This is a genomic window from Hydrogenobacter thermophilus TK-6 (assembly GCF_000010785.1).
GTDB classification, from domain to species: Bacteria; Aquificota; Aquificia; order Aquificales; family Aquificaceae; genus Hydrogenobacter; species Hydrogenobacter thermophilus.
In genome coordinates, this window is the sequence record NC_013799.1 from 826,506 (window position 1) to 844,316 (window position 17,811).

General features: G+C 44.0%; 26 protein-coding genes. 13 read left to right on the forward strand and 13 right to left on the reverse strand.

Translation table 11 applies throughout. From position 1 onward, the window contains the following. Positions 1 to 5 precede the first annotated feature (5 nt). From HTH_RS09895 to HTH_RS04515, 12 genes are all read right to left on the reverse strand, one after another. A complete protein-coding gene (locus HTH_RS09895) occupies positions 6 to 215 on the reverse strand; it encodes a hypothetical protein (RefSeq protein WP_012963525.1) in 210 nt (69 codons plus the stop codon). A gap of 49 nt (positions 216 to 264) precedes the next feature. Then, positions 265 to 840, reverse strand: coding sequence for a hypothetical protein (locus tag HTH_RS04470; RefSeq protein ID WP_012963526.1), 576 nt, complete (start codon positions 838 to 840; stop codon positions 265 to 267). Beyond that, on the reverse strand, positions 837 to 1,571 hold the full coding sequence (locus tag HTH_RS04475) for a hypothetical protein (protein ID WP_012963527.1): 735 nt from the start codon (positions 1,569 to 1,571) through the stop codon (positions 837 to 839). Before HTH_RS04475 ends, HTH_RS04470 begins: the two co-directional genes overlap by 4 nt. Next, positions 1,572 to 2,855 (reverse strand): hypothetical protein, encoded by a 1,284-nt coding sequence (locus HTH_RS04480; protein WP_012963528.1) that lies wholly within the window; start codon positions 2,853 to 2,855, stop codon positions 1,572 to 1,574. It abuts the gene before it with no gap. Beyond that, a complete protein-coding gene (locus tag HTH_RS04485; protein ID WP_012963529.1) occupies positions 2,852 to 3,622 on the reverse strand; it encodes a hypothetical protein in 771 nt (256 codons plus the stop codon). Before HTH_RS04485 ends, HTH_RS04480 begins: the two co-directional genes overlap by 4 nt. A 4-nt stretch (positions 3,623 to 3,626) precedes the next feature. Continuing rightward, entirely contained in the window at positions 3,627 to 6,278 is a 2,652-nt protein-coding gene (locus HTH_RS04490; protein ID WP_012963530.1) for a hypothetical protein, read from the reverse strand. Continuing rightward, entirely contained in the window at positions 6,265 to 6,399 is a 135-nt protein-coding gene (locus HTH_RS10145) for a hypothetical protein (protein WP_267878555.1), read from the reverse strand. Before HTH_RS10145 ends, HTH_RS04490 begins: the two co-directional genes overlap by 14 nt. Before the next feature lie 86 nt (positions 6,400 to 6,485). Further along, entirely contained in the window at positions 6,486 to 6,830 is a 345-nt protein-coding gene (locus tag HTH_RS04495; protein ID WP_012963532.1) for a hypothetical protein, read from the reverse strand. After that, positions 6,827 to 7,264 carry a hypothetical protein gene (locus HTH_RS04500; protein WP_012963533.1) on the reverse strand — a complete coding sequence of 146 codons (438 nt, stop codon included), beginning with the start codon at positions 7,262 to 7,264 and terminating at the stop codon, positions 6,827 to 6,829. Before HTH_RS04500 ends, HTH_RS04495 begins: the two co-directional genes overlap by 4 nt. Then, positions 7,264 to 7,995, reverse strand: coding sequence for a hypothetical protein (locus HTH_RS04505; RefSeq protein ID WP_012963534.1), 732 nt, complete (start codon positions 7,993 to 7,995; stop codon positions 7,264 to 7,266). Before HTH_RS04505 ends, HTH_RS04500 begins: the two co-directional genes overlap by 1 nt. Positions 7,996 to 8,057: 62 nt before the next feature. Beyond that, positions 8,058 to 8,516 carry a hypothetical protein gene (locus HTH_RS04510; RefSeq protein ID WP_012963535.1) on the reverse strand — a complete coding sequence of 153 codons (459 nt, stop codon included), beginning with the start codon at positions 8,514 to 8,516 and terminating at the stop codon, positions 8,058 to 8,060. An 11-nt stretch (positions 8,517 to 8,527) separates the two neighbouring features. Continuing rightward, positions 8,528 to 9,463 carry an XRE family transcriptional regulator gene (locus HTH_RS04515; protein ID WP_014462596.1) on the reverse strand — a complete coding sequence of 312 codons (936 nt, stop codon included), beginning with the start codon at positions 9,461 to 9,463 and terminating at the stop codon, positions 8,528 to 8,530. Between the two features lie 137 nt (positions 9,464 to 9,600). Between HTH_RS04515 and HTH_RS04520 the strand changes: the two genes are divergently transcribed. The 11 genes from HTH_RS04520 (at position 9,601) to HTH_RS04565 (ending at position 16,654) form a co-directional block, all read left to right on the forward strand. Next, on the forward strand, positions 9,601 to 10,065 hold the full coding sequence (locus HTH_RS04520) for a hypothetical protein (RefSeq protein ID WP_012963538.1): 465 nt from the start codon (positions 9,601 to 9,603) through the stop codon (positions 10,063 to 10,065). 4 nt (positions 10,066 to 10,069) lie between these two features. Continuing rightward, the gene (locus tag HTH_RS04525; RefSeq protein ID WP_012963539.1) at positions 10,070 to 10,294 is read left to right on the forward strand and encodes a hypothetical protein; all 225 of its coding nucleotides are present in this window, start codon (positions 10,070 to 10,072) and stop codon (positions 10,292 to 10,294) included. Next, positions 10,291 to 10,449 (forward strand): hypothetical protein, encoded by a 159-nt coding sequence (locus tag HTH_RS09965; protein WP_012963540.1) that lies wholly within the window; start codon positions 10,291 to 10,293, stop codon positions 10,447 to 10,449. Before HTH_RS04525 ends, HTH_RS09965 begins: the two co-directional genes overlap by 4 nt. Beyond that, positions 10,446 to 10,745, forward strand: a complete 300-nt coding sequence (locus HTH_RS04530) for a hypothetical protein (protein WP_012963541.1) — start codon at positions 10,446 to 10,448, stop codon at positions 10,743 to 10,745. The genes HTH_RS09965 and HTH_RS04530 overlap by 4 nt, the downstream gene beginning before the upstream one ends. Before the next feature lie 157 nt (positions 10,746 to 10,902). Beyond that, entirely contained in the window at positions 10,903 to 12,561 is a 1,659-nt protein-coding gene (locus HTH_RS04535) for a helix-turn-helix domain-containing protein (RefSeq protein ID WP_012963543.1), read from the forward strand. A gap of 18 nt (positions 12,562 to 12,579) precedes the next feature. After that, on the forward strand, positions 12,580 to 14,010 hold the full coding sequence (locus HTH_RS04540) for a helix-turn-helix domain-containing protein (protein WP_012963544.1): 1,431 nt from the start codon (positions 12,580 to 12,582) through the stop codon (positions 14,008 to 14,010). Further along, a complete protein-coding gene (locus tag HTH_RS04545; protein ID WP_012963545.1) occupies positions 14,007 to 14,696 on the forward strand; it encodes an ATP-binding protein in 690 nt (229 codons plus the stop codon). Before HTH_RS04540 ends, HTH_RS04545 begins: the two co-directional genes overlap by 4 nt. A 6-nt stretch (positions 14,697 to 14,702) precedes the next feature. Further along, a complete protein-coding gene (locus tag HTH_RS04550; RefSeq protein ID WP_012963546.1) occupies positions 14,703 to 15,221 on the forward strand; it encodes a hypothetical protein in 519 nt (172 codons plus the stop codon). Continuing rightward, complete coding sequence (locus HTH_RS04555; RefSeq protein ID WP_012963547.1) at positions 15,218 to 15,742, forward strand: hypothetical protein; 525 nt, start codon at positions 15,218 to 15,220, stop codon at positions 15,740 to 15,742. Before HTH_RS04550 ends, HTH_RS04555 begins: the two co-directional genes overlap by 4 nt. A gap of 31 nt (positions 15,743 to 15,773) precedes the next feature. Next, positions 15,774 to 16,010: a hypothetical protein gene (locus HTH_RS04560; RefSeq protein ID WP_232500470.1), complete on the forward strand. Its 237-nt coding sequence runs from the start codon at positions 15,774 to 15,776 to the stop codon at positions 16,008 to 16,010. Further along, positions 16,007 to 16,654, forward strand: coding sequence for a hypothetical protein (locus HTH_RS04565; RefSeq protein ID WP_012963549.1), 648 nt, complete (start codon positions 16,007 to 16,009; stop codon positions 16,652 to 16,654). Before HTH_RS04560 ends, HTH_RS04565 begins: the two co-directional genes overlap by 4 nt. Here HTH_RS04565 and HTH_RS04570 read toward each other — a convergent pair. Continuing rightward, entirely contained in the window at positions 16,639 to 16,872 is a 234-nt protein-coding gene (locus HTH_RS04570; RefSeq protein ID WP_012963550.1) for a helix-turn-helix domain-containing protein, read from the reverse strand. The genes HTH_RS04565 and HTH_RS04570 overlap by 16 nt on opposite strands. An 88-nt stretch (positions 16,873 to 16,960) precedes the next feature. On the opposite strand from HTH_RS04570, the gene HTH_RS04575 reads away from it, so the two are divergent. Both HTH_RS04575 and HTH_RS04580 read left to right on the forward strand, forming a co-directional pair. After that, a complete protein-coding gene (locus HTH_RS04575; protein WP_012963551.1) occupies positions 16,961 to 17,206 on the forward strand; it encodes a hypothetical protein in 246 nt (81 codons plus the stop codon). Beyond that, on the forward strand, positions 17,206 to 17,802 hold the full coding sequence (locus HTH_RS04580; RefSeq protein ID WP_012963552.1) for a hypothetical protein: 597 nt from the start codon (positions 17,206 to 17,208) through the stop codon (positions 17,800 to 17,802). Before HTH_RS04575 ends, HTH_RS04580 begins: the two co-directional genes overlap by 1 nt. Positions 17,803 to 17,811: the final 9 nt, after the last annotated feature.

Below are 17,811 nucleotides of genomic sequence, written 5' to 3' on the forward strand. Positions count from 1 at the left end.
TTCCATTATTCATCTACCTCCAGAACCTTCTGCATCAAATCCTCTAAAGCTAAGCGGGCGTTTACACCCACCCCCTCGTATTCTGCATCTGTGAGTTGTATTGTCAGTACTATGAGTTTTTCCTTTTCAGACAGTCTCTCTGTCCGAAAACTGCAATTTTGCAGTTCTTTCATTCTGCGTAAAAACTCACATACTCGTTTAGCAGTAATACGCATAGAGATGGAATATAGAAGTTGTGTTTTCTATCTTTTCCTAATTTGCTTTTTACGGCAAGAAACCGTGCGTGCTGATATTGTAGAAGGCATAGTAATCGGGCATTGATATTTTTCTGTTGTATGTGCGTGTTCTAATTCTCAGCTTAGCTTGTGCGGGTTCTAATCTTTTTGTCTCTATTCTAAGCAAAGCGGATGCGTAATTGCTATTATCTGCAAAAATGCGTAAGCGGGCTTGAGGGCGAGGAGATGCTCGGAACGTCATAATATACAGCTTTGCTTGTGCGGGTCCTCTGGTTTCAATTCTCAGCTTAGCTTGTGCTTTGTTCTCTGTCTGTATTCTTAGCTTGGCTTTTATAGAGTTAGCTGTATGTATGCGAAGAAGGGCGGATGCGTAGTTGGTGTTGTTTACAAAGATGCGGAGTTTGGCGGATGCTGTGTAGGGGAAGTTGAAAGTGCTAAGTGGGTCAGTTGGGAAGTAGTATTCAAGAACACTGTAGGCATACGGATATGCATATTCTGTTTGTGTTGTGTATCTACCGAGCAATGTATCGTAATAATAAACTGACCCGATTGGCTCTTCCCATGAGCTCTCTTTGAGTATGTAGTAAGGTAGTTTCAGACTCATTCTCCACTCCTTGTGTGTATAAACATAGCATAAGCACTGTTTGAGGTGGGCTGAACGGTGTAAAGCGGATAAGAGATGCCATCTCTGCTACTAAGCAGTATATCTGCATGAGAAACATGGAGCGAGACTAAAACATTTTTTGTTTCACTTTCGCCTCCATACACAATGTCCAGCCCACTCAGCTGAGAGTCGTAGAAGTTGACCAATCTCTCTTTTCTGTTGTTGTATGCATTTTTTAAGTCTTCTTTGGTCGGGTGATAACCAAGGAGGGGGAAATCTACTTCATGCACCGCAAGGATCCATCTTTGATTAATAAACGCAAGTTGTAAAACAGAGAGAAACCTGGGTTGCGCATCTTGAATCCCGTTTCTGCCATAGTAGCACGGTTGGTCGTATTTGATCTGTCTTAGCTCCGTGTTGACATAAGGGTTTGTTGTGACGGACTGGATTTGTGGGCATGCGTTTTTGTTGGGGAAATATTTCCACCCGAGCCAGATGGGTTCGCTGGCTGGGAGTATTTTTTTTACCCCGTCCCAATCGTGAAAATAGATATCCATGTTGAAGGCAACGAATGATGGAAACAGGAGATCAATCCGAGGTGGGTAGATCACTGTCTGTGGGGGTTTTTCTTCTTGTTTCTCAGGTGGTTTCTCTGGCTCTGGTAAATAGGTCACGAATGGAATCATGTCTGGTGGCAACCTGCAGTCGTACGAAACTCCGCTTACACACATTTAGCTTACCTCCTCGATTATTGTCAAATCCGTTGTTGCCTCGTTTCTACTAATTCTGTGTGTGTATCCAACCACGCGAAAGGTTCTACCTTGAAAGTCTACGCGATGGTAAAGGTCTACATCTGGCAGGAGCACGCATTTGATGTGTCCCCGCTCTTGCAGATTGAGTTTGAAATGTTTCAGTAATCTGTTTATGTCTTCTGTGCTTTGTATGATCACATCTGAATTGTTGACTTCAAGCGTCGCAACAGGACAAGAATACGCATCTTTTGCTTTGACTGTATATCTCCAGCTCTCTCCCTCTGCTCTCATGGTGACAGAGACTTGCCTCATCTTTGGCAGGCTGTAATCAAACACTACAGAGTCAGAAAGCACAAAAGTGTTTTGAATGTTGTCTACATCAGTACCAACTAGCTGACCGTTCTCGTCAACTTTGATGATGATATTCTGCGGAAACTTTCTCAACACTTGCACTATATCTCCCGCATCTTTCACAATGATCGGTCTGATGAATAAAGCACTGCTTGATGTGTTGAGTAATGCTCCGAGCGCTTGGAAAACATCTCTCGCCGTGATTGCGTTTGTGATCACTCTATACGATGTTGCGTTGGGAACTATTGATGCTGATGCGGTAGCGTAGCCGTATGAAGCTGGATTATTGCTGAACACATCTCTATACCACACATACGCAAGCCTGATGAATACGAGATCATCAGATGCATACTTTGATGCTTCCATTCTTACTACAGTACTCAAAGCCCATTCCATGTTCGCAATCGAATAGAAATCGCGCCAGTTGGGTGGAGGCATATAGCCTGTTGCAATTGACCCGGCAGGACCGATCACGTCATCGTAGAACAGGTAATACCTGATCGGACTTCCTGAAGCTTGACTGTCAACAAAAGATGGGGGGGCTTGCCATGGATAACCTCCTATATCTACCGCAACCAACTGCGTGATGAGATCTCTCAATGATGACCATGTGAGCGCATTGAGAGCCCACGGTGTGAGGATCACGGTGGGGGGGATATCTGAACAGTTCAGACTTGTTTCGTAGTATGCGCTCACGCGTCCGCATGGCTTTTGCTGTGCGCTTTTGAGTCGTCCTCTGAAGAGAAATCCGCCAGCAGCACTAATAGCGAGTTCAGAAGGTGGAGTGTAGTTAATAAACTCAATGTTTGCAGATTTGAAGAAGCTATTTTCTCGTGCTTGTATCTCAACAGAGATTGTTTTGTCCTTTGGAACTCCGTCTATCAAGCAAGGAAAGAAATAGCTCGTGCTCATAATACTACGAACCTCACCGTTCCTTTGTAAATATCCACACCCTGCCTTGTTCTCACCGCTACATCTACCATGTCCTCAGCCACATACTCAAGATTGACTTCAGTGATGAGAGCCTGAAAAGACACATCGCTGTCCGCTATTATTGTTTTTGTTCCGAGCATGAGACCAAGTGCTCTTGCTTGTGCTGATGTGCATGTGTTGATGACGACTTCTTTTTCTGAGCTGTCTTTGTTTGTTGATGTGGTGCTGTCTTCTTCTTCTGTCTCTATTGTAAGAGTGATCTGCCCTTCTCCAAAAGCAGTTCCATCCTCTTTACAGAACACATACTTCATCACATACTGATCGTATTCGTCTGTGATCTTCACTGTGATGATGTCTGATTCTGTGAGCTTGTAGAACTTCCCGTATATGTCTACTGCTCTGAATGTGAGCTTCTCCATCTGCACGAGAATTGATACCGTTTCCCCCACTATAGCCTTCCCCGGTGACGAAGAAAACACCGATACGCCTCCAGAGGGTGGGAGTGGGTCAGATGGGACTGCAGAATTGCAGTTGATGATGTATTCAGTACCGTCTATTGCATAGATGACATTCTCTTTTCTCTTCTCTTCCTTGCTCTTTGCTGAGCACGGAGGAAGAATAAGCGAGCTTATTTTCTTCGCGGTTGCTTTCTTTTTTATCACAGAATTGTCTTTTTGATATCTCCCACCCCATTTATTTTTTATCCAAGCATCATTAAGTGTGATGGTTCCTATCTGCACCGCCATATTACTACCTCACGCTCAAAGATTCGCCCGTCTGAGAATTTACTACATCCGCATATATGACTATCCTTCTACCGTTCAGACTTTGTATTTGCGCCTCTGCGGCAGATAGGTCAAGCTCTATACGAGGTTTCAAATTTTCAAGTTGCATAATCATTTGAGAGATCTTGCTCACTTGCTGTGCGTAGAAGTTCTCAAGCTGTTGTGCTTGCTGTATGAAGCTGTCTGATACGCTTGCTTGCGTCTGTTGAAGTTGCTTCATCACATAATCAACAAAAGTTGCACCAAAGAGCCTTCCAAAATCCACCCCCACCGCAGTAGGTGTGCTCTGTAAAATTTCAGAAAGCTGAGAGACCATCTCTCTTGCTCTTTCAAAGCTTCCTGTGATGTCTGTAAACATTGATATGAGTGCCTGCTTGGGCGTGGAAATGAAGTTCTGGAAGGCTTGCGTTAAGTCTTCGGGCGTTAGCTGTTTTAAGCCGTTCCTGATTTGCTGGACTAAGTCTTGATACTGCATTTTGAGAATTTCTATCTGTTGCGGTGCTAAGCCTTGTGCGATTGCTTGCTGGATTTGACCTGCGAGGTCTCTTGCCTGTTGGGCAAGGTTTAGGATGTTTGCTATCTGCGTGATTGGTTCCTGCTGTGTTGTAAATCCAAGCTTGATCTGTAGCTCTTTCGGAATGAATTTATTAAGCAGGTCTTGTCTTTCTTTCTCAAGCTGTGCGAGTAGATTGTTGCGTTCTCTTGTAAGTTCTGCTACCTTGCGTGCGTAGTCCTGTTCTTTGCTCCAAGCGTCCCTGAGGTACTCCTCTAATGCTTGTTTTCTTCTTTGATAGCCCTCCACAGTTGCTTGTGCAATCTCAAGTTCAGTCTGCAATATTTCTCTCAACACTTGTTTGCGGGCTTCGTCTTCTAAGTTCTCTTTGAGTAAGCTTTGCAGTTCTCTAAGCTTTCCCTTTAGCGTGTCTATTCTGTCTTCTACATCTGAAGTGTCTAAAGACAGTTCAAGCTTTTGTGAGAATGCTTTAGTCTCATCCTGAAGTGCGTTCATAATGTCCTGAAGGGATATGCTGTCTTTAAGGTTTTGTTTTATCTCCTGCAATTTTGCAATTGTTTGCTCCTGATCCTTGAGGGACTTCAAAATCTCCTCTGCTTGCTGTTTGGAGACTTGTCTTATAGCCTGTGCGGTTATCTGCCCTGCTTGGGTTATTTCTTCTGCGGCTTTTTGCTGTGTTTCTTTGTATTTCTTAGCGTCCTCTTCTGCCATGCTTCTCATCCTTTCCATGTTTTTCAAACTCTCTTGAAGTTCTTCTTCAGAAATACCAAAAAGCCGTCCGAGAAGGGGGATTTTCCCAATCCATACCCTGATGGTGTTGATCACTCCGACAATGTGAGTTTCAATTGTGATGAGCCATTTTGTGAATGCCCCTTTTGTTTGCTCATCCAGCCACTCCCGGAGCATCTCGCCCAAGTTCCAGCCTACCAATGCAGTAGCCACTATCACATTCAACCTTGAAAACATAGCGCCCAAGCCTGCTATCGCAGTCCCGCCCACCGTGCTGAGAGTTCTCAGGCTACCGTTCAGGGCTTCAATAGCAGACTTTACAGCAGAGATTGCTTTCACTACGATGTATATCTCTAACGCTTTTATTATGAACCCGCCGAATTCTACCGTAAGAGTGCCCACCACCTTTACCAGCGTGCTTATGATGTTATAGAGATTTGTCAATGTTTCTGAAATCTTCTCTACGAGCTCCTGTCCCTCAACGCTTAACTCTATCTTACCGTCCTTGACGACTAAAAATTTTGCTATAAACTCATCCAAGTCTTTTTTGATAGCTTCAAAAACCTTCGCAGTAGCCATGCCTGCAAAGACTTGGAAAATCTCTTTTACACGAGACAAAAGCCCTGTAAAGCTTCCTTCTACATCTTTACTCGCAAACTGAAAACCCTGCAGTCTTGCAGTTAGTTCTTGAAACAGTGTCCCCTGCTCCCGCCATCTATTGACCATCTCATTTGTTATTCCGAGAGACCTTGCCAATTGGGAGTTCATGTCAATAGTGCCCATTAAGAGGTCTCTCGTTTCTTGGACTACTTGGTTCATGGGTAGTCCGATAGCAGCAACTGCGTTGGACAACAACACCACGAAGCTGGAGAACTCTTTGAGATTTCCGCCTGCACTGAGGAATGGTGCCATTATCCCTTGTGCTATTTGCACCAAGTCTTGGAATGTGAGGACTGTTTGCAATCCTGCAACACGGAGTTCATTTAATAGTTGATTTGAAAGCTTGACTGCGTTTGCGTATTTCTCTGCACCCTCTACAAGTCTGCCTTGTTCATCTCTTATCTGTGCAATTGATGTGAGAATACCTGCAAAGCCAATCCTTGTTTGTTCTATCTGTTTATTGAACTCTATACCCTCTTTGATAAAGCCCACGAAGGGCAAGGACAACGCTATTGTTCTTATGGTTGATACGATATGTTCAAACTGACTTGCAAGCTGTTTGGCGGACTGTGTGCTTTGTTCTATGTTTTTCTGCAAGTTTTCAGTCCATCTCGTGTCTATGCCCTGTAGTCTGTTTCTTATCTCTTCAATCTGCGTCTTGAGTTGCCCGACTTCCGCCCTGATCTCAAGAACTAACTGCTCACTGACCGCCATTGCCAAACTCCTCTATCAGCTCTTCTATGCTTTCTTCTTCTCCAAATACGCTGTCTATGTCTTCTTTTGAACCCCATACCGCAAGCTTGACAAGATAGATAAACTCCTTCCATTCCCGCATTTTTCTTTTGTAGTAAGCAGACAGCATCTCACGGAGGAAAGGAAGTGGATAGTCAAGAGCTTGATGGTTTGCACTGATGAGTTCTTCTACGACTTCTGAGAGAGTAGTTCGTTTGCTTTCTGAAGCAGTGCTTTCAGTTCTGTAAAAAAATCCGTATCCTCCTTCAGCACATCTATGCAAGCGTTGAAAATTTTCAGTGCATCTGAGGGTTTGAGTTCTTCTATTTCTCTTTGCGTTAGAGAAGTCATTGCGGACATAAAAGGGATAGCAGACTGCAAATATGCAGATGTGTTTATGTGTCCTTTGAGGATATCGTTTAAAACTTGGGATATAAGTTCAGAAAAGCGTATGAAGTCCTTGAATGTTAGACTTCTCACTTGCACCTCTCTGCCATCGGAAAGCCTGACGGTTTTTACGGTTTCATACTTCATAGATTGACCTCCAGAATGGCGTTGGTGGTGAGTATCCAGTCCTCCCATATGGCGGGCGCTTGTTCAGGTTCAAATATCCGTAGCCAAAAAGTCCTTGCGTTTGCTACTCCTCCAAGCACCTCTGTGCCGATGTCAATAGAGTTGTTTTGGGGGTTTGAGTTGAGGTCGTTTTGGTTGAGTGCTAAGACCCAGTAGGGACCGTTTGTTGCATCTGGCTGGTGGATGGCAGGATTGGTATCGTTTATTGTGATTGTGATCTGGTCTACACCGGGATTGGATGCGGCTTGACATTTTTTAGAACTATCTATAGAGCCAAACCAAAGCTGAATATCCACATACGCACCCCCGCCCGCAGTGTTCAGCGCTATGTTAATAGACGTGTTTAGGTTGACAGGCTGAGTAAGATTAGCATCCAAATAAAACCCAAAAGCCATTATCTGACTCCTCTGGAGATTATCTGGGGCTTAGTTGTAAAGGTTCCTTCAAACTTCACAGATAGCCAGTCATCACCGATAAGCTTGAGTTCCCCGGAAGGAGTTAAGGACACATCTCCGATAATATCTAAGACCTGCCCTTTAGGTGGGTCGCCCTTAAACCAGAGCGTGCCCACAATTTGATATTTCTGCCCGCTCTGTAGAGTTATTTTAGTTAATGCATCATAAGAGTAGTCAATCTTCAGATTCGTGCCATTTGTGATGTTCCCGCCCGGGACTATGTATATAGCTCCCGCCTCATAATCTATTTCGTAGTCCGTGCCTTCCGTGTATGTGGTTGGAGATGCTGCATCATTCGTGACAACAGGTGCTGGAGTGGTCTTTATTTTCTCATGTGCGAGCTTATACCAAAAACCTTGTTTTACAGCGTTAACAGGCTCATCCGCTACAGTGCCCGCTGTGATGTTTGCATCTGTTCTACTTGCGAGTGCGAACTTTTCAAGTGTCTCTGTTCTCAGTTCGTCAATCTCGAAGCTTACATTGAAGTCTTGAGATTTCACTATTTCTGCATCTTTGACTTTTATCCCCGATGCAGTGCTGTAGTGCTCAAGCTTTTCAGTTTTGACTGTCAAGCTGAAGTCTTTGACATTGCCGAAATCTTCAAAGCCCGTTTCTCCAACTGGCTTAAGAAACAACATTCCTCTGCCAAGTGTGTATACCTTAGTGCTCATGTAGTAAGAAGATATAAGAGACTGATTAGGCTAACTTCCCATTTTGCTTTTGAACGAAAGGACTATCTATTGCAGATATAGTTGAAAAAGTAGCTATAAGACATTTTACGGTAGCCGCTGGGGTCTCTCTTACCTTCTTGACACGCAACCTCACACAGTTCTGCTATCTTCAACGAAACACTGTCAAAGAAAGATCCAAGTGTCTCCCTGCCCACGCTGAAGGTAAAATTACGCATGCTAATACAAGAAATATTCCTGATGCCAGCGTCGTAGCATGCGGAGTATATGTTATAGAGAGGGGTGCAAAGCTTCAAAAACTCAGATCTTTTGTCCTTTGGCACAGAAGAGAACACATCAGGATAGGTTTCCGCAATTACAGGCTCGTATCCATCAGGACAAACTGCTTTACCTTTTGTTTTTAATGTTAGGCTGTTTCCGTTCTTGTCTCTACAGGTTAGCACTTCCATGATTTCAACCCCGAAGGCTACAGAAAGTGATAAAAGCAATAAAAGCAGAAACATTTCCCCACCTCCTATGCTTCAAACTCTTTCAAAATTTTAACAGCTACTCCTACAATTCGCAAACCCTCTGCCTCCGCCTGTTGTGGAAAGATTGGAGGATATTTAGGATTATCTCCTGCCAACAAAACAGTGCCGTTCATCTTCAAAAGCCTTTTTACGAGCAACTCCCCGCTATGATTCCTGACTACAACTATTTTCCCATTTGGTATATCTGAGCCGTCTCCCTCGTATGTCTGAAATACGACATAGTCCCCCTCCGTAAGGGCTGGATGCATAGAGTCTCCAGACACCTGCACTGCAAAAATCTTGCCTTCCTTGAGATATGGGCTTTTACTAACAAAGACTACGCCTATAACTTCTATATCTGAGGGACTATGCGGGAACCCAGCCCCAGCTTTCCCAACCACAGGAACTTTTATCTTGCTTTCTAAAAGCTTTCTTTGTTCTCTTTCTATGATTTCCTCAAGGCTAAGCTTTTCCCTCCCCCACATCTCCCCCTGCCCTGTTTTTAGCCATTCATAAGAGACGCCGAAGGTGGAAGCAATAAGTTTTAGGGCGGTGTCGGGGATTTGAACTGTGCCAGCCTCCCAGTATTGTATAGTCCTTAAAGATTTCCCTATCCTTTCTCCAAACTCTTCCTGTGATAACCCCAAAGTTTTCCTTAGATATCTAAGCCTGTTGTGGATATTCCCTGCCTCTCCGCTGGTGCAATGTTGCATACTTATTCCACCATACCCCTTGACTTTTGTGCAAAGTTGCGTATAATATTCCCTATGGGTATTAACCAGACCATAGGAGATATTGTAAAAGAAGCCTGTAGAAAAAGAGGACTTTCCCTCAACAGGCTTGCACTTAAACTTGGCGTTAATCCTATCTATCTGAATAATGTCCTTTACGGTAAGAAGTCCTCCCGACCTCTCATCTGCAAAATTGCAGAGACCCTTCATCTTCCTGACCTCCCGAATCAGTATGAGATTTATTTAGCGTCAAGGCGTGTAGAAAACAAGTCGCACAAGCCTACACCCGTTAAAAAAGGTAGCAAAAAATCCAATAAATCCAATAAATCCCATAAAGGAGGTGTATCATGAGACACACAAACTTTAGCTGGGTCTTCCGGGAGTTTCTCCGGAAGAAAAGCCCTTATCCTCTGGCAAGTAGGCTCCAAAGGAGCGAAAAGCTTATCTATGCTTGGTCTATGGATGAGGACAATCCCTTCCATAGGCGAGATCCCCTCAGCTATGCGATGGACACGCTACTCATTATCCACGAGCACATGCCAGAACTTGCCTACAGAGCTTTACAGGAAATAGTAAGCAGGCTCGGGTACAGATTGGAGCCCTACCCTGCGGAGAGAGAAGTACCATTTAAGGAGATTCTCAAAGAACTAAACGATGCTGAGGAAGCACTCGTGGATGAGGATAACAGCATAGAGGAGGACTTGAAAGAAGTTGAAGAAGCTATCTATAGCCTACTGCTCAAAAAAGCCGAGCTCAAAAAGAAGCTTGTAGAAAAAGCCGAGAGGGAGAGGAAACCCTCTCGGGGGAGGTGAACAAATGATGCACACAGATAATAATATAACACTGAAGTTTGCAAGTGGCATAGTTTTCACTGTCTTAAACCTGCAATATTACAACTGGCGTTGGATAAAGCCTTGGGAGTTGATAGAGGTAGAGGTCAACCGGGGAAAAGCAGTCTTTGAGGTCTACAAATGGGAAAGAGATGAGGACAAGCTGATTGCTGTTGTGGTTCCAGTTATCAAAAAGGAGGTGGGAGTATGAGGCTACCTGATAAAGATGGAGACTGGCAAGTGCTAATTAGTCTTCTGATGCTTGTCTGTTCCATTGTGCTTATTCTTATAGCCGAAGCCAAAAACAGACAGGCGGAGGCAACACTCAAGGAAATAAGCAAAACCATTAAGGAGGTGTGCAGATGAACGGGAACAAGTATCCTAAGCGGGAAGAACAACAGCCACAACAACCGCCACAACAACCGCAGGAGGCTAAGAGGGAAAGCGGAAAGTGGGTTGAGATTGTCAACCTCTACCATCAGGGTGGAAGCACATACAAAAAGCTCGGTGTGTATGTGTCCGACGATCTAAAGGTGATACTTTCCCTAACAGAGGGAGAAGCAAAGGGAGAATACATAAGGATCAACTTCCAGCTATCCGAGCAGGAACTCATTTATTTAGCCGAGAAGTTAAGGCACTTGTTTTTTAGGACAGGGAAATAAGATGCTCCTCACTACTCCCTCGCCTCACCTCCCTCCTCTTTCGGTGCCAGCCCCGCCTTTTTACAAAGAGTCCTCCTTGTCAGTTGCCAAGTTTTTGGAAGGTGCAACGCCTTCCCGCTTTTTACAAAAGCAAAAAACCAAAATGGAGGTGTAAAACATGATTGTAGAGCTTGAACTCAAAGACCTAACCATTCCACAAGGCTTGCTACCACGTGTCTTAACCGGCACGGTGGAAGAAAGGGTAGAAGAATACAAAGAGATGCTGGAGCAAGGGGTAGAGTTTGACCCCATCACCGTGTGGAAACGCCTAGACGAGCAATACTGGATAGTGGACGGTGTGCATAGGACAGAGGCACATAAAAGAGCAGGGAGAAGCACGATAAAGGCAAAGATTGTGGAGCTAAAGGATGAGCTGGAATATCGGATTGAGGCAATCAGGGCTAACCTAAAGCATGGATTACCACTACAGAAAGAAGAGAAAATCCTACTCACGCAAACGCTTTACAAGCTCGGTGTATCTATCCCTGAACTAAAGAAACTTTTCGGGGTGGCGGAGAGGACGCTGTATTATTGGCTGGAACCGGTGAAAGAAAAAGAGAAGGAAGAGCTAAGGAAAAAGGCTTTGGAGCTTAGAGAACAAGGGCTCACACAGGAAGAGGTGGCAGAAAGGCTTGGAGTTTCGCAGCAAACTATTTCAGTATGGCTAAATGAGAATTCTTCGCAATACCAAAAATTGCAAAAATTGCAAAATTTAGTAAAAGACGGCACCCCCACCCCCGAAGGCTTTAAAGCGTTGTCCGAGTTTATAGAGGAACACGAAGAAGAGTTAAGGGAAAAGTCTTTTAATGAAGTAGTCAAAGACCAAGCCCTGCGGGACATCTTGAAATATCTTAACGAAGCAGTCAAAAGAGACTTCAAAAAGCTAATAGATGCCCCCAGCTATGATAAAGTGATAAACTACTTAAGTAGCATTTATCCATACAAGGAACTAAGCCTCCGAGCCCGCAAGATGTTTTTCAACAAAGCACAAACCTTGTGGGAGAGCCTAAAAAAAGAGCATGAGGAAAGAAAACAGTTTGAAAGCCTTGTCCTTGAAAAAGCGAAAGAGGTGTTATCGAAGCCCGATTATCAGTTCCACAGCTGGAGAACATTAAGAGTGGATCTCTTCCGGATAACGGATCTTCAGATATTCGGGAAGGAGGAACTCATAGATGAGATACTAAGAGAACACGCAGATGAACTACTTGCTGTTTATAAACAGATAAAAGAGGCAACAGAGGATAGTCTCACAGAAGAAGAGCTAAGAGAAATCATTTTAGCTGTAGCACAGAAAGCTGAAGAGATAGATGTTAGATTTAGCCTTGACGAAGTAGAAAAGCGCATAATAGAAGCACTCGTACAAAAGTCCCTAAGAGCAGATTATAGCGTAGTGAACAAACTAAGAAAGAAAGCAGAAGAGCTTGCAAAACAGATGATAAAAGAGCATTCACTGATCATGACTTGGTGGATGCTGAACTATAGTCAGGAAGCACTTAAGAAGATAGATGAGATTGACCTAGACATAGAGATCTCAGACGAGGACATCGAAGAGCTCAAGCAGATGTATGAAAACATGAAAGCTCCGCAAGCTGAAAAGAAAAAAGAAAAGAAAGAAAAGTCTTTACCCCCGGACATAGAGGACTGGTATAGGAAGCAGTTGGAACTTCTCCTTATGGACATGGGCATAAAGATCGGATGGGTAAAGGCATTTGAAATAGCGGATGAAATCTACCAAAAGGTTAGGGAGTATTCCCAGAAAGCTGTCCGAGGTTGGTAATTGGAAAGGAGGGTGGAGATGGACGAAAAGAAGGCAGAAGCCCTGCGGTTGTATGGGTTAGGAGTTCCCATACGGCGTATTGCTAAGGTTCTCCACATCCCCCGCAGCACCGTCGCAAGATGGCTGAAAGAACCGATTGGGGTAATGGGGGAGAAAAAGGAAGAAAAACATCTTCAAGATGAGTTATGGGATAGGGTCTTAGGACTTCTCACATTCAGCAAGGAAGAGAAAGGAAGGACAAGGGTTTTATCTATAGCACAGACCTACAGGCTTTTTGAGGTAGAGTTGCAAACGAAAGGAATAAAAAGCGAAAGGACTTTTAGGAGAGTGCTGGAGCAGGTCATAAAACAGAGACTTGGCAGTTGGGAAGCTCTGGAGCTGAAACGAAGGGATAAGTCAGAAATTGCGGAGTATAGAAAATCGAAAGGCAAGCAAAGAAGAGAGAAGGGCGAGTGGGAGATAGACGCTACGGGCTACACTTTCAAAGGAGAAAGATATTTCATCCTTGCTGTGCGGGAGAGGTGGTCAGGAGCCTTTCTCTCCTGCATGGTTGCCAAGGTGAGAGAGGACACCCAAGCACAGCACTACAATAAAGCTTTCAATAGTTTAGACCTCGCACGCTTTCTGATATCTCTTTTCAAAGAATACGGACTGCCCGAACGCATCATAACCGATAATGAGGCAGTCCTAAAGGCAGAAATCATCACACGAGGGCTTGAACATTTAAACATCCCCATCACACGCACAAAACCTTATAACCCATCTCAGAAACTGATTGAACGGGCTTTCAGAGACCTCAAAGACCACTTGAGATATTTCACAAGCACGCACACCACCTTTGAAGATGCCCTCAAAGCCGCGATAGAAAGCTACAATAAATCCGAGCACAAATACGAACACTTCAACGCACCAGTAATCCCCGAACATCTGCACGCTACGATTGAATACAAGCAAGTTAGCGAAGACGAACTCAGAAAAGCCTTTAGAGAACGGTTCATTAGAACAGTCAGAAACAATACCATTGTAATAGATAACCTTAAATACGAGTTTGTATTCCCATTTGAGGAAAGGGCGGGAGAAATAGGGAGAAACAGAAAGGCTCCTACGGTGGTGTGCTACAGAGATATAGAGAACGCCACCATCTTGGAAGTCTGGGATGAAAAAGAAACCCGCCCACTCGGAATAGCCCGCCTAATCTCTCAAGATGCCCCCAGCCTTGACCCCACCGAAATTAAGGAACTTAGGAACAAAGAGAAAAGGATAGAGAGAAGAAAGAGAAAGCTTAAAGAAGAACTCATTGAAATTGAACAGCAAGAACAACAAACACAAAACACAGCAGACTTTTTTGAAGTCTTTAACCACGAGCCAAGCTCACAACCAGCTCAACCTCAGCCCGAGGGAGAGGAGCTGGATCCAATAAAACTCTTTTTAGGAGGTGAAGAGCAATGACGCACGCAGAACAAGTCCTAACTGCAACTTTGCAAGCCCTAAGACGCCTTAGGGCAGAGCAAACCATGCCCCTACACGCTATTGTGTGGGGCAAGTGGGGGACAGGTAAAACTGTCTCTGCACAGAAGATAGCAAAAAAGGAACAAGACGTTTTCTATGTCAAAGCCCCCGACGGGGAGATAACACGAGGCAGGCTTTACAGGTTAATAGGGTTTAGTCTTGGATGCGGTGCGAGATCTACTTATGAGGCTACTTTAGACCTTATCAAGCATCACATCTTATACTACAACCTAAAGCCAATCATCATCTTTGACGAAGCACAGAGACTACTAAGAAAACAGCACATACTAAACGAACTCAAAGACCTGTCAGAAGATGAAGAATTAAGTTTCAGCTACCTCTTCCTCGGAGACCAGACCACTCCCAAGCTTCTTGCATCACATGACCACAGCTTATTTAAAAGGTTTGCAATAAAGAAAGAATTACAGCCATTGACCCAAGAAACAATCGCCTTCCTCATCAAAGAATACCGCATCCAAACAGACCCAGCCCCAATATTCCACTTTGCGAAAGAGAGAGGCTGGACTACATTGGACACAGCAATTTGTTTGCAAGCCATAAAGAACCAAAAGGTAGAGCCAACAGTAGAGGCACTGGGCAGGATAGCCAAAGCCCTCGGGAGGTGATAGAAAATGACTGACGGGAAGATATGGGAAGCTATGCTAAAGCTTAGGGTTTTCACACCTTGGATGGTACTAAAAGAGCTAAACCCGCCGTCGTTCCTTAAGCAGTATGTCAAAGAGAAGATCAGGAGCCTCATAAACGCGCAGGTGAAAGCAGGAATTCTCGCAATCCTTAATGACAACCCCCCAGTTTTTGGCTTCCCGGGTGAGTCTGTAGAAAAGATCATGAGGGAATGCGGTATTTGTAGAAAGCTTTTTATCCCCGTCCAAGACAGCGACCAGCACTGCAGTGATGAATGCGAGAGAGAATACAGGAAAAGGTTTTTACGGAAGATGAGGAAAGAGAAAGGGATGGAAGAACGACGGAGGTATGAGAAGTGGGAAGAGGAACTCATCTGGGAAACTCTTTCTAAACATGGGTGTAAATCTGCAATTTTGCAGGAACTTGCAAGAAAGCTAAACCGCCACCCTCAAGCCATCAAGAGCAAGTTCAAAAAAATGAAAAGGCAAAGGAGGGCTGTGGCATGACGGAGAAACAAATACTCAAGAAAATAGACAAAGCTTTAGCGTTGCTTATGCAAAAAGATATAAGGGGAGCGTTAAGGGTGTTGATGGAACTGAAGACAAGGCTTGAAATGGAAATGAAGGAGGAGGAAGAGACAAAAGGAGAAGGCAAGAAACTGCAACACCTGATGGGGTGGTATATATCTATATGGAACAACCAGCCACCCGAGAGCTTTCGATTCACAGATTACAAATACATCATTGGGAAGCATCTTAGAGAACTTTTAGAAATATACGAAAGGAACGGAGAGGATATAGAAACCCTGAAGCGGGACTACGAGGCTTTTAAAAACTCACGGAAAGACTGGAACGGGATATTGCAATTTCGCCAGAACCTACCAAACATCAAAAAAGCGAAAGGGAGCGAATGGAGCTCTCCAGAAAACCAACGAGGCAAAGACTACTACCTCAAGGGCTGGGGAGAGGAAAAGGAAGGGAAAAACAAACTTTGGGAGGACCACGATGATGAAATCCCGTTGGCATAAACAAAATCTGAGAAGTAATAAACAAAATCTGATGAGAAGTGTGCTGTATAGGATAGCGATGGAAGAACTTGTAGAAGATGCGAAAGAGGTAATAGAAATCAAGACGATCAACGGCAGGGACAACGAAAAGCTATACAAACTCGTCGTGCGTGTCAAAGACAAAGAAGGAGAATACATCGCACACGCTGTGATAAGACTAACCCCTCCGGCGAGCAATGAAGGGTACCTTTGGAAACTCGTAGATTTTTGGTGGGAGGAGGAAAAATGAAGGCTTTCAAAACAATAGAGGACATCAAAAAAGTCTACGGTGATGTGGAGGTAAACGAGGAGGCAGATGCATGGGTAGTGAGCAGAAGAGGACCGAGAGGTGCAGTGTTCTTTCTACCCAAACCATTACAAAAAGAAAGAATTGTTGAAATCATGACATCGAACAAGTTCCCTGAGAAGTATCTGAAGATAGCTCTCAATGGAGTGCAAGAGACTGAAGCCATCGGAAAAATTAGGGGGATAAAGAAGAAAGGCGCCATCCTTGACGGCAAGCCCGGTGTGGGAAAATCAATTGCCTGCACTTGGAAGATAGCTAAGCTTCTTCAGTATAGAGAAATCTCAAGCCCGCTTTATATCTCCTGCGTAGCCTTCCCAGACCTGAAAACGCTTTATGCTACATACACAGAATACGATGCATATCTAATAGATGATCTCATTACTAACATACCACAACCCCGCCTTGAGCTTGTGCAAGAAATTCTCTACTTTGCAGAATTGCAAGAGAGACATCTTTTCATCACTTCCAACAGCTTTACAGAGTTTGCAAAAGCTCTCCCGGAAGCCTTGCTTAGCAGATTAAGAAGCTACTGTGAGCTTATCAAAATCAAAGAAAGCGAAGACTTGAGAATTCAAAAAACCTCGTAGTTGTTCTTCCTGAGCAGAAACTCAACTAAGCTCTCTTTGTAAATAAGCCACTTTCCCGCAAACCTGACCCCAAAGATTTCTCCCTTTTTGCAATATTCAGTTATAGTCCTTTTTGAAACACCGAGCATGTCTGCTACCTCTTTCGCAGTCAAAAAAAGTCTGTCGTATCTTTCAAGCTCTTTTTCAATTTTCTCCACATACTCCAGATCGTACTGCATCAGCCCTTCCCTCTATAAATATAATATAAACCACTGCGTAGGCAAAACAGGAAGGGTCTAAAACACACTTTTTATATCTTTCCATGCTATGCCCGAAGTTCGTAATATTCCCACGGACAAGCTAAAGTGGCTTGATAGAGAGAGTGAAAGACAAAAACTCCCAGAAGACTATTTCCTTGACCCGAAAAATCGCAGATATCCATACAAAAACAAAGACGGCTCCATCAATTGCTACATGCTGAGGGCTGCAATCCGCCTTGCTGGTATGCACGGAGACGATAGCATCAAGGCAAAAGCTGAAGAATTTTTTCAGAAATATTGCGGAGGTAAGTAATGGAGGAAAGGCAAGAACAAAAACAACAAGAACAGCCTCAAACTCAGCAAACACAAACTCAGCAAACACAAACGCAAAAACAACAAGAACAGAAAGCAGAAACTGTCAATGTAGAAGAACTCGTTAAAAAGCATCTAGACGAGCAGGCAAAATATCTCGGCTTTGAGAGCTGGGATGATATGCAAGCACAGCTATTAGAGCAGAAGGGCAAACTCTATGAAGCTCTCGAGCAAGAGAGAAAGAAAGCAAAAGAGATAGAAAAGCAATACAAAGAACAACTCAAGCAACTGCAAAAAGAGAAAGAAGAACTTCTCATTGAATATCAAGTCAAAAGCAAACTTGCAGATAAAGCGATAGATGCAGACAAGGCTTTGAAGCTACTGAAAGCAGAAAAAAAGATAGAGATCAAAGACGGCAAAGTGCTTATTGACGGCGAGGATGTGGACACTGCTATTGAGAAGTTCTTAAACGAGAACCCGTTCCTTGTCAGAGCAGTTAGCGGTTCTGGTTCTCCTCACACCACCGAAAAAACAGAACCGCAAAGCCCAGAAGAACGCTTGAAACAAGCTTTGAAAAAACTTTTAGGAGGTGCATAAACATGGCAA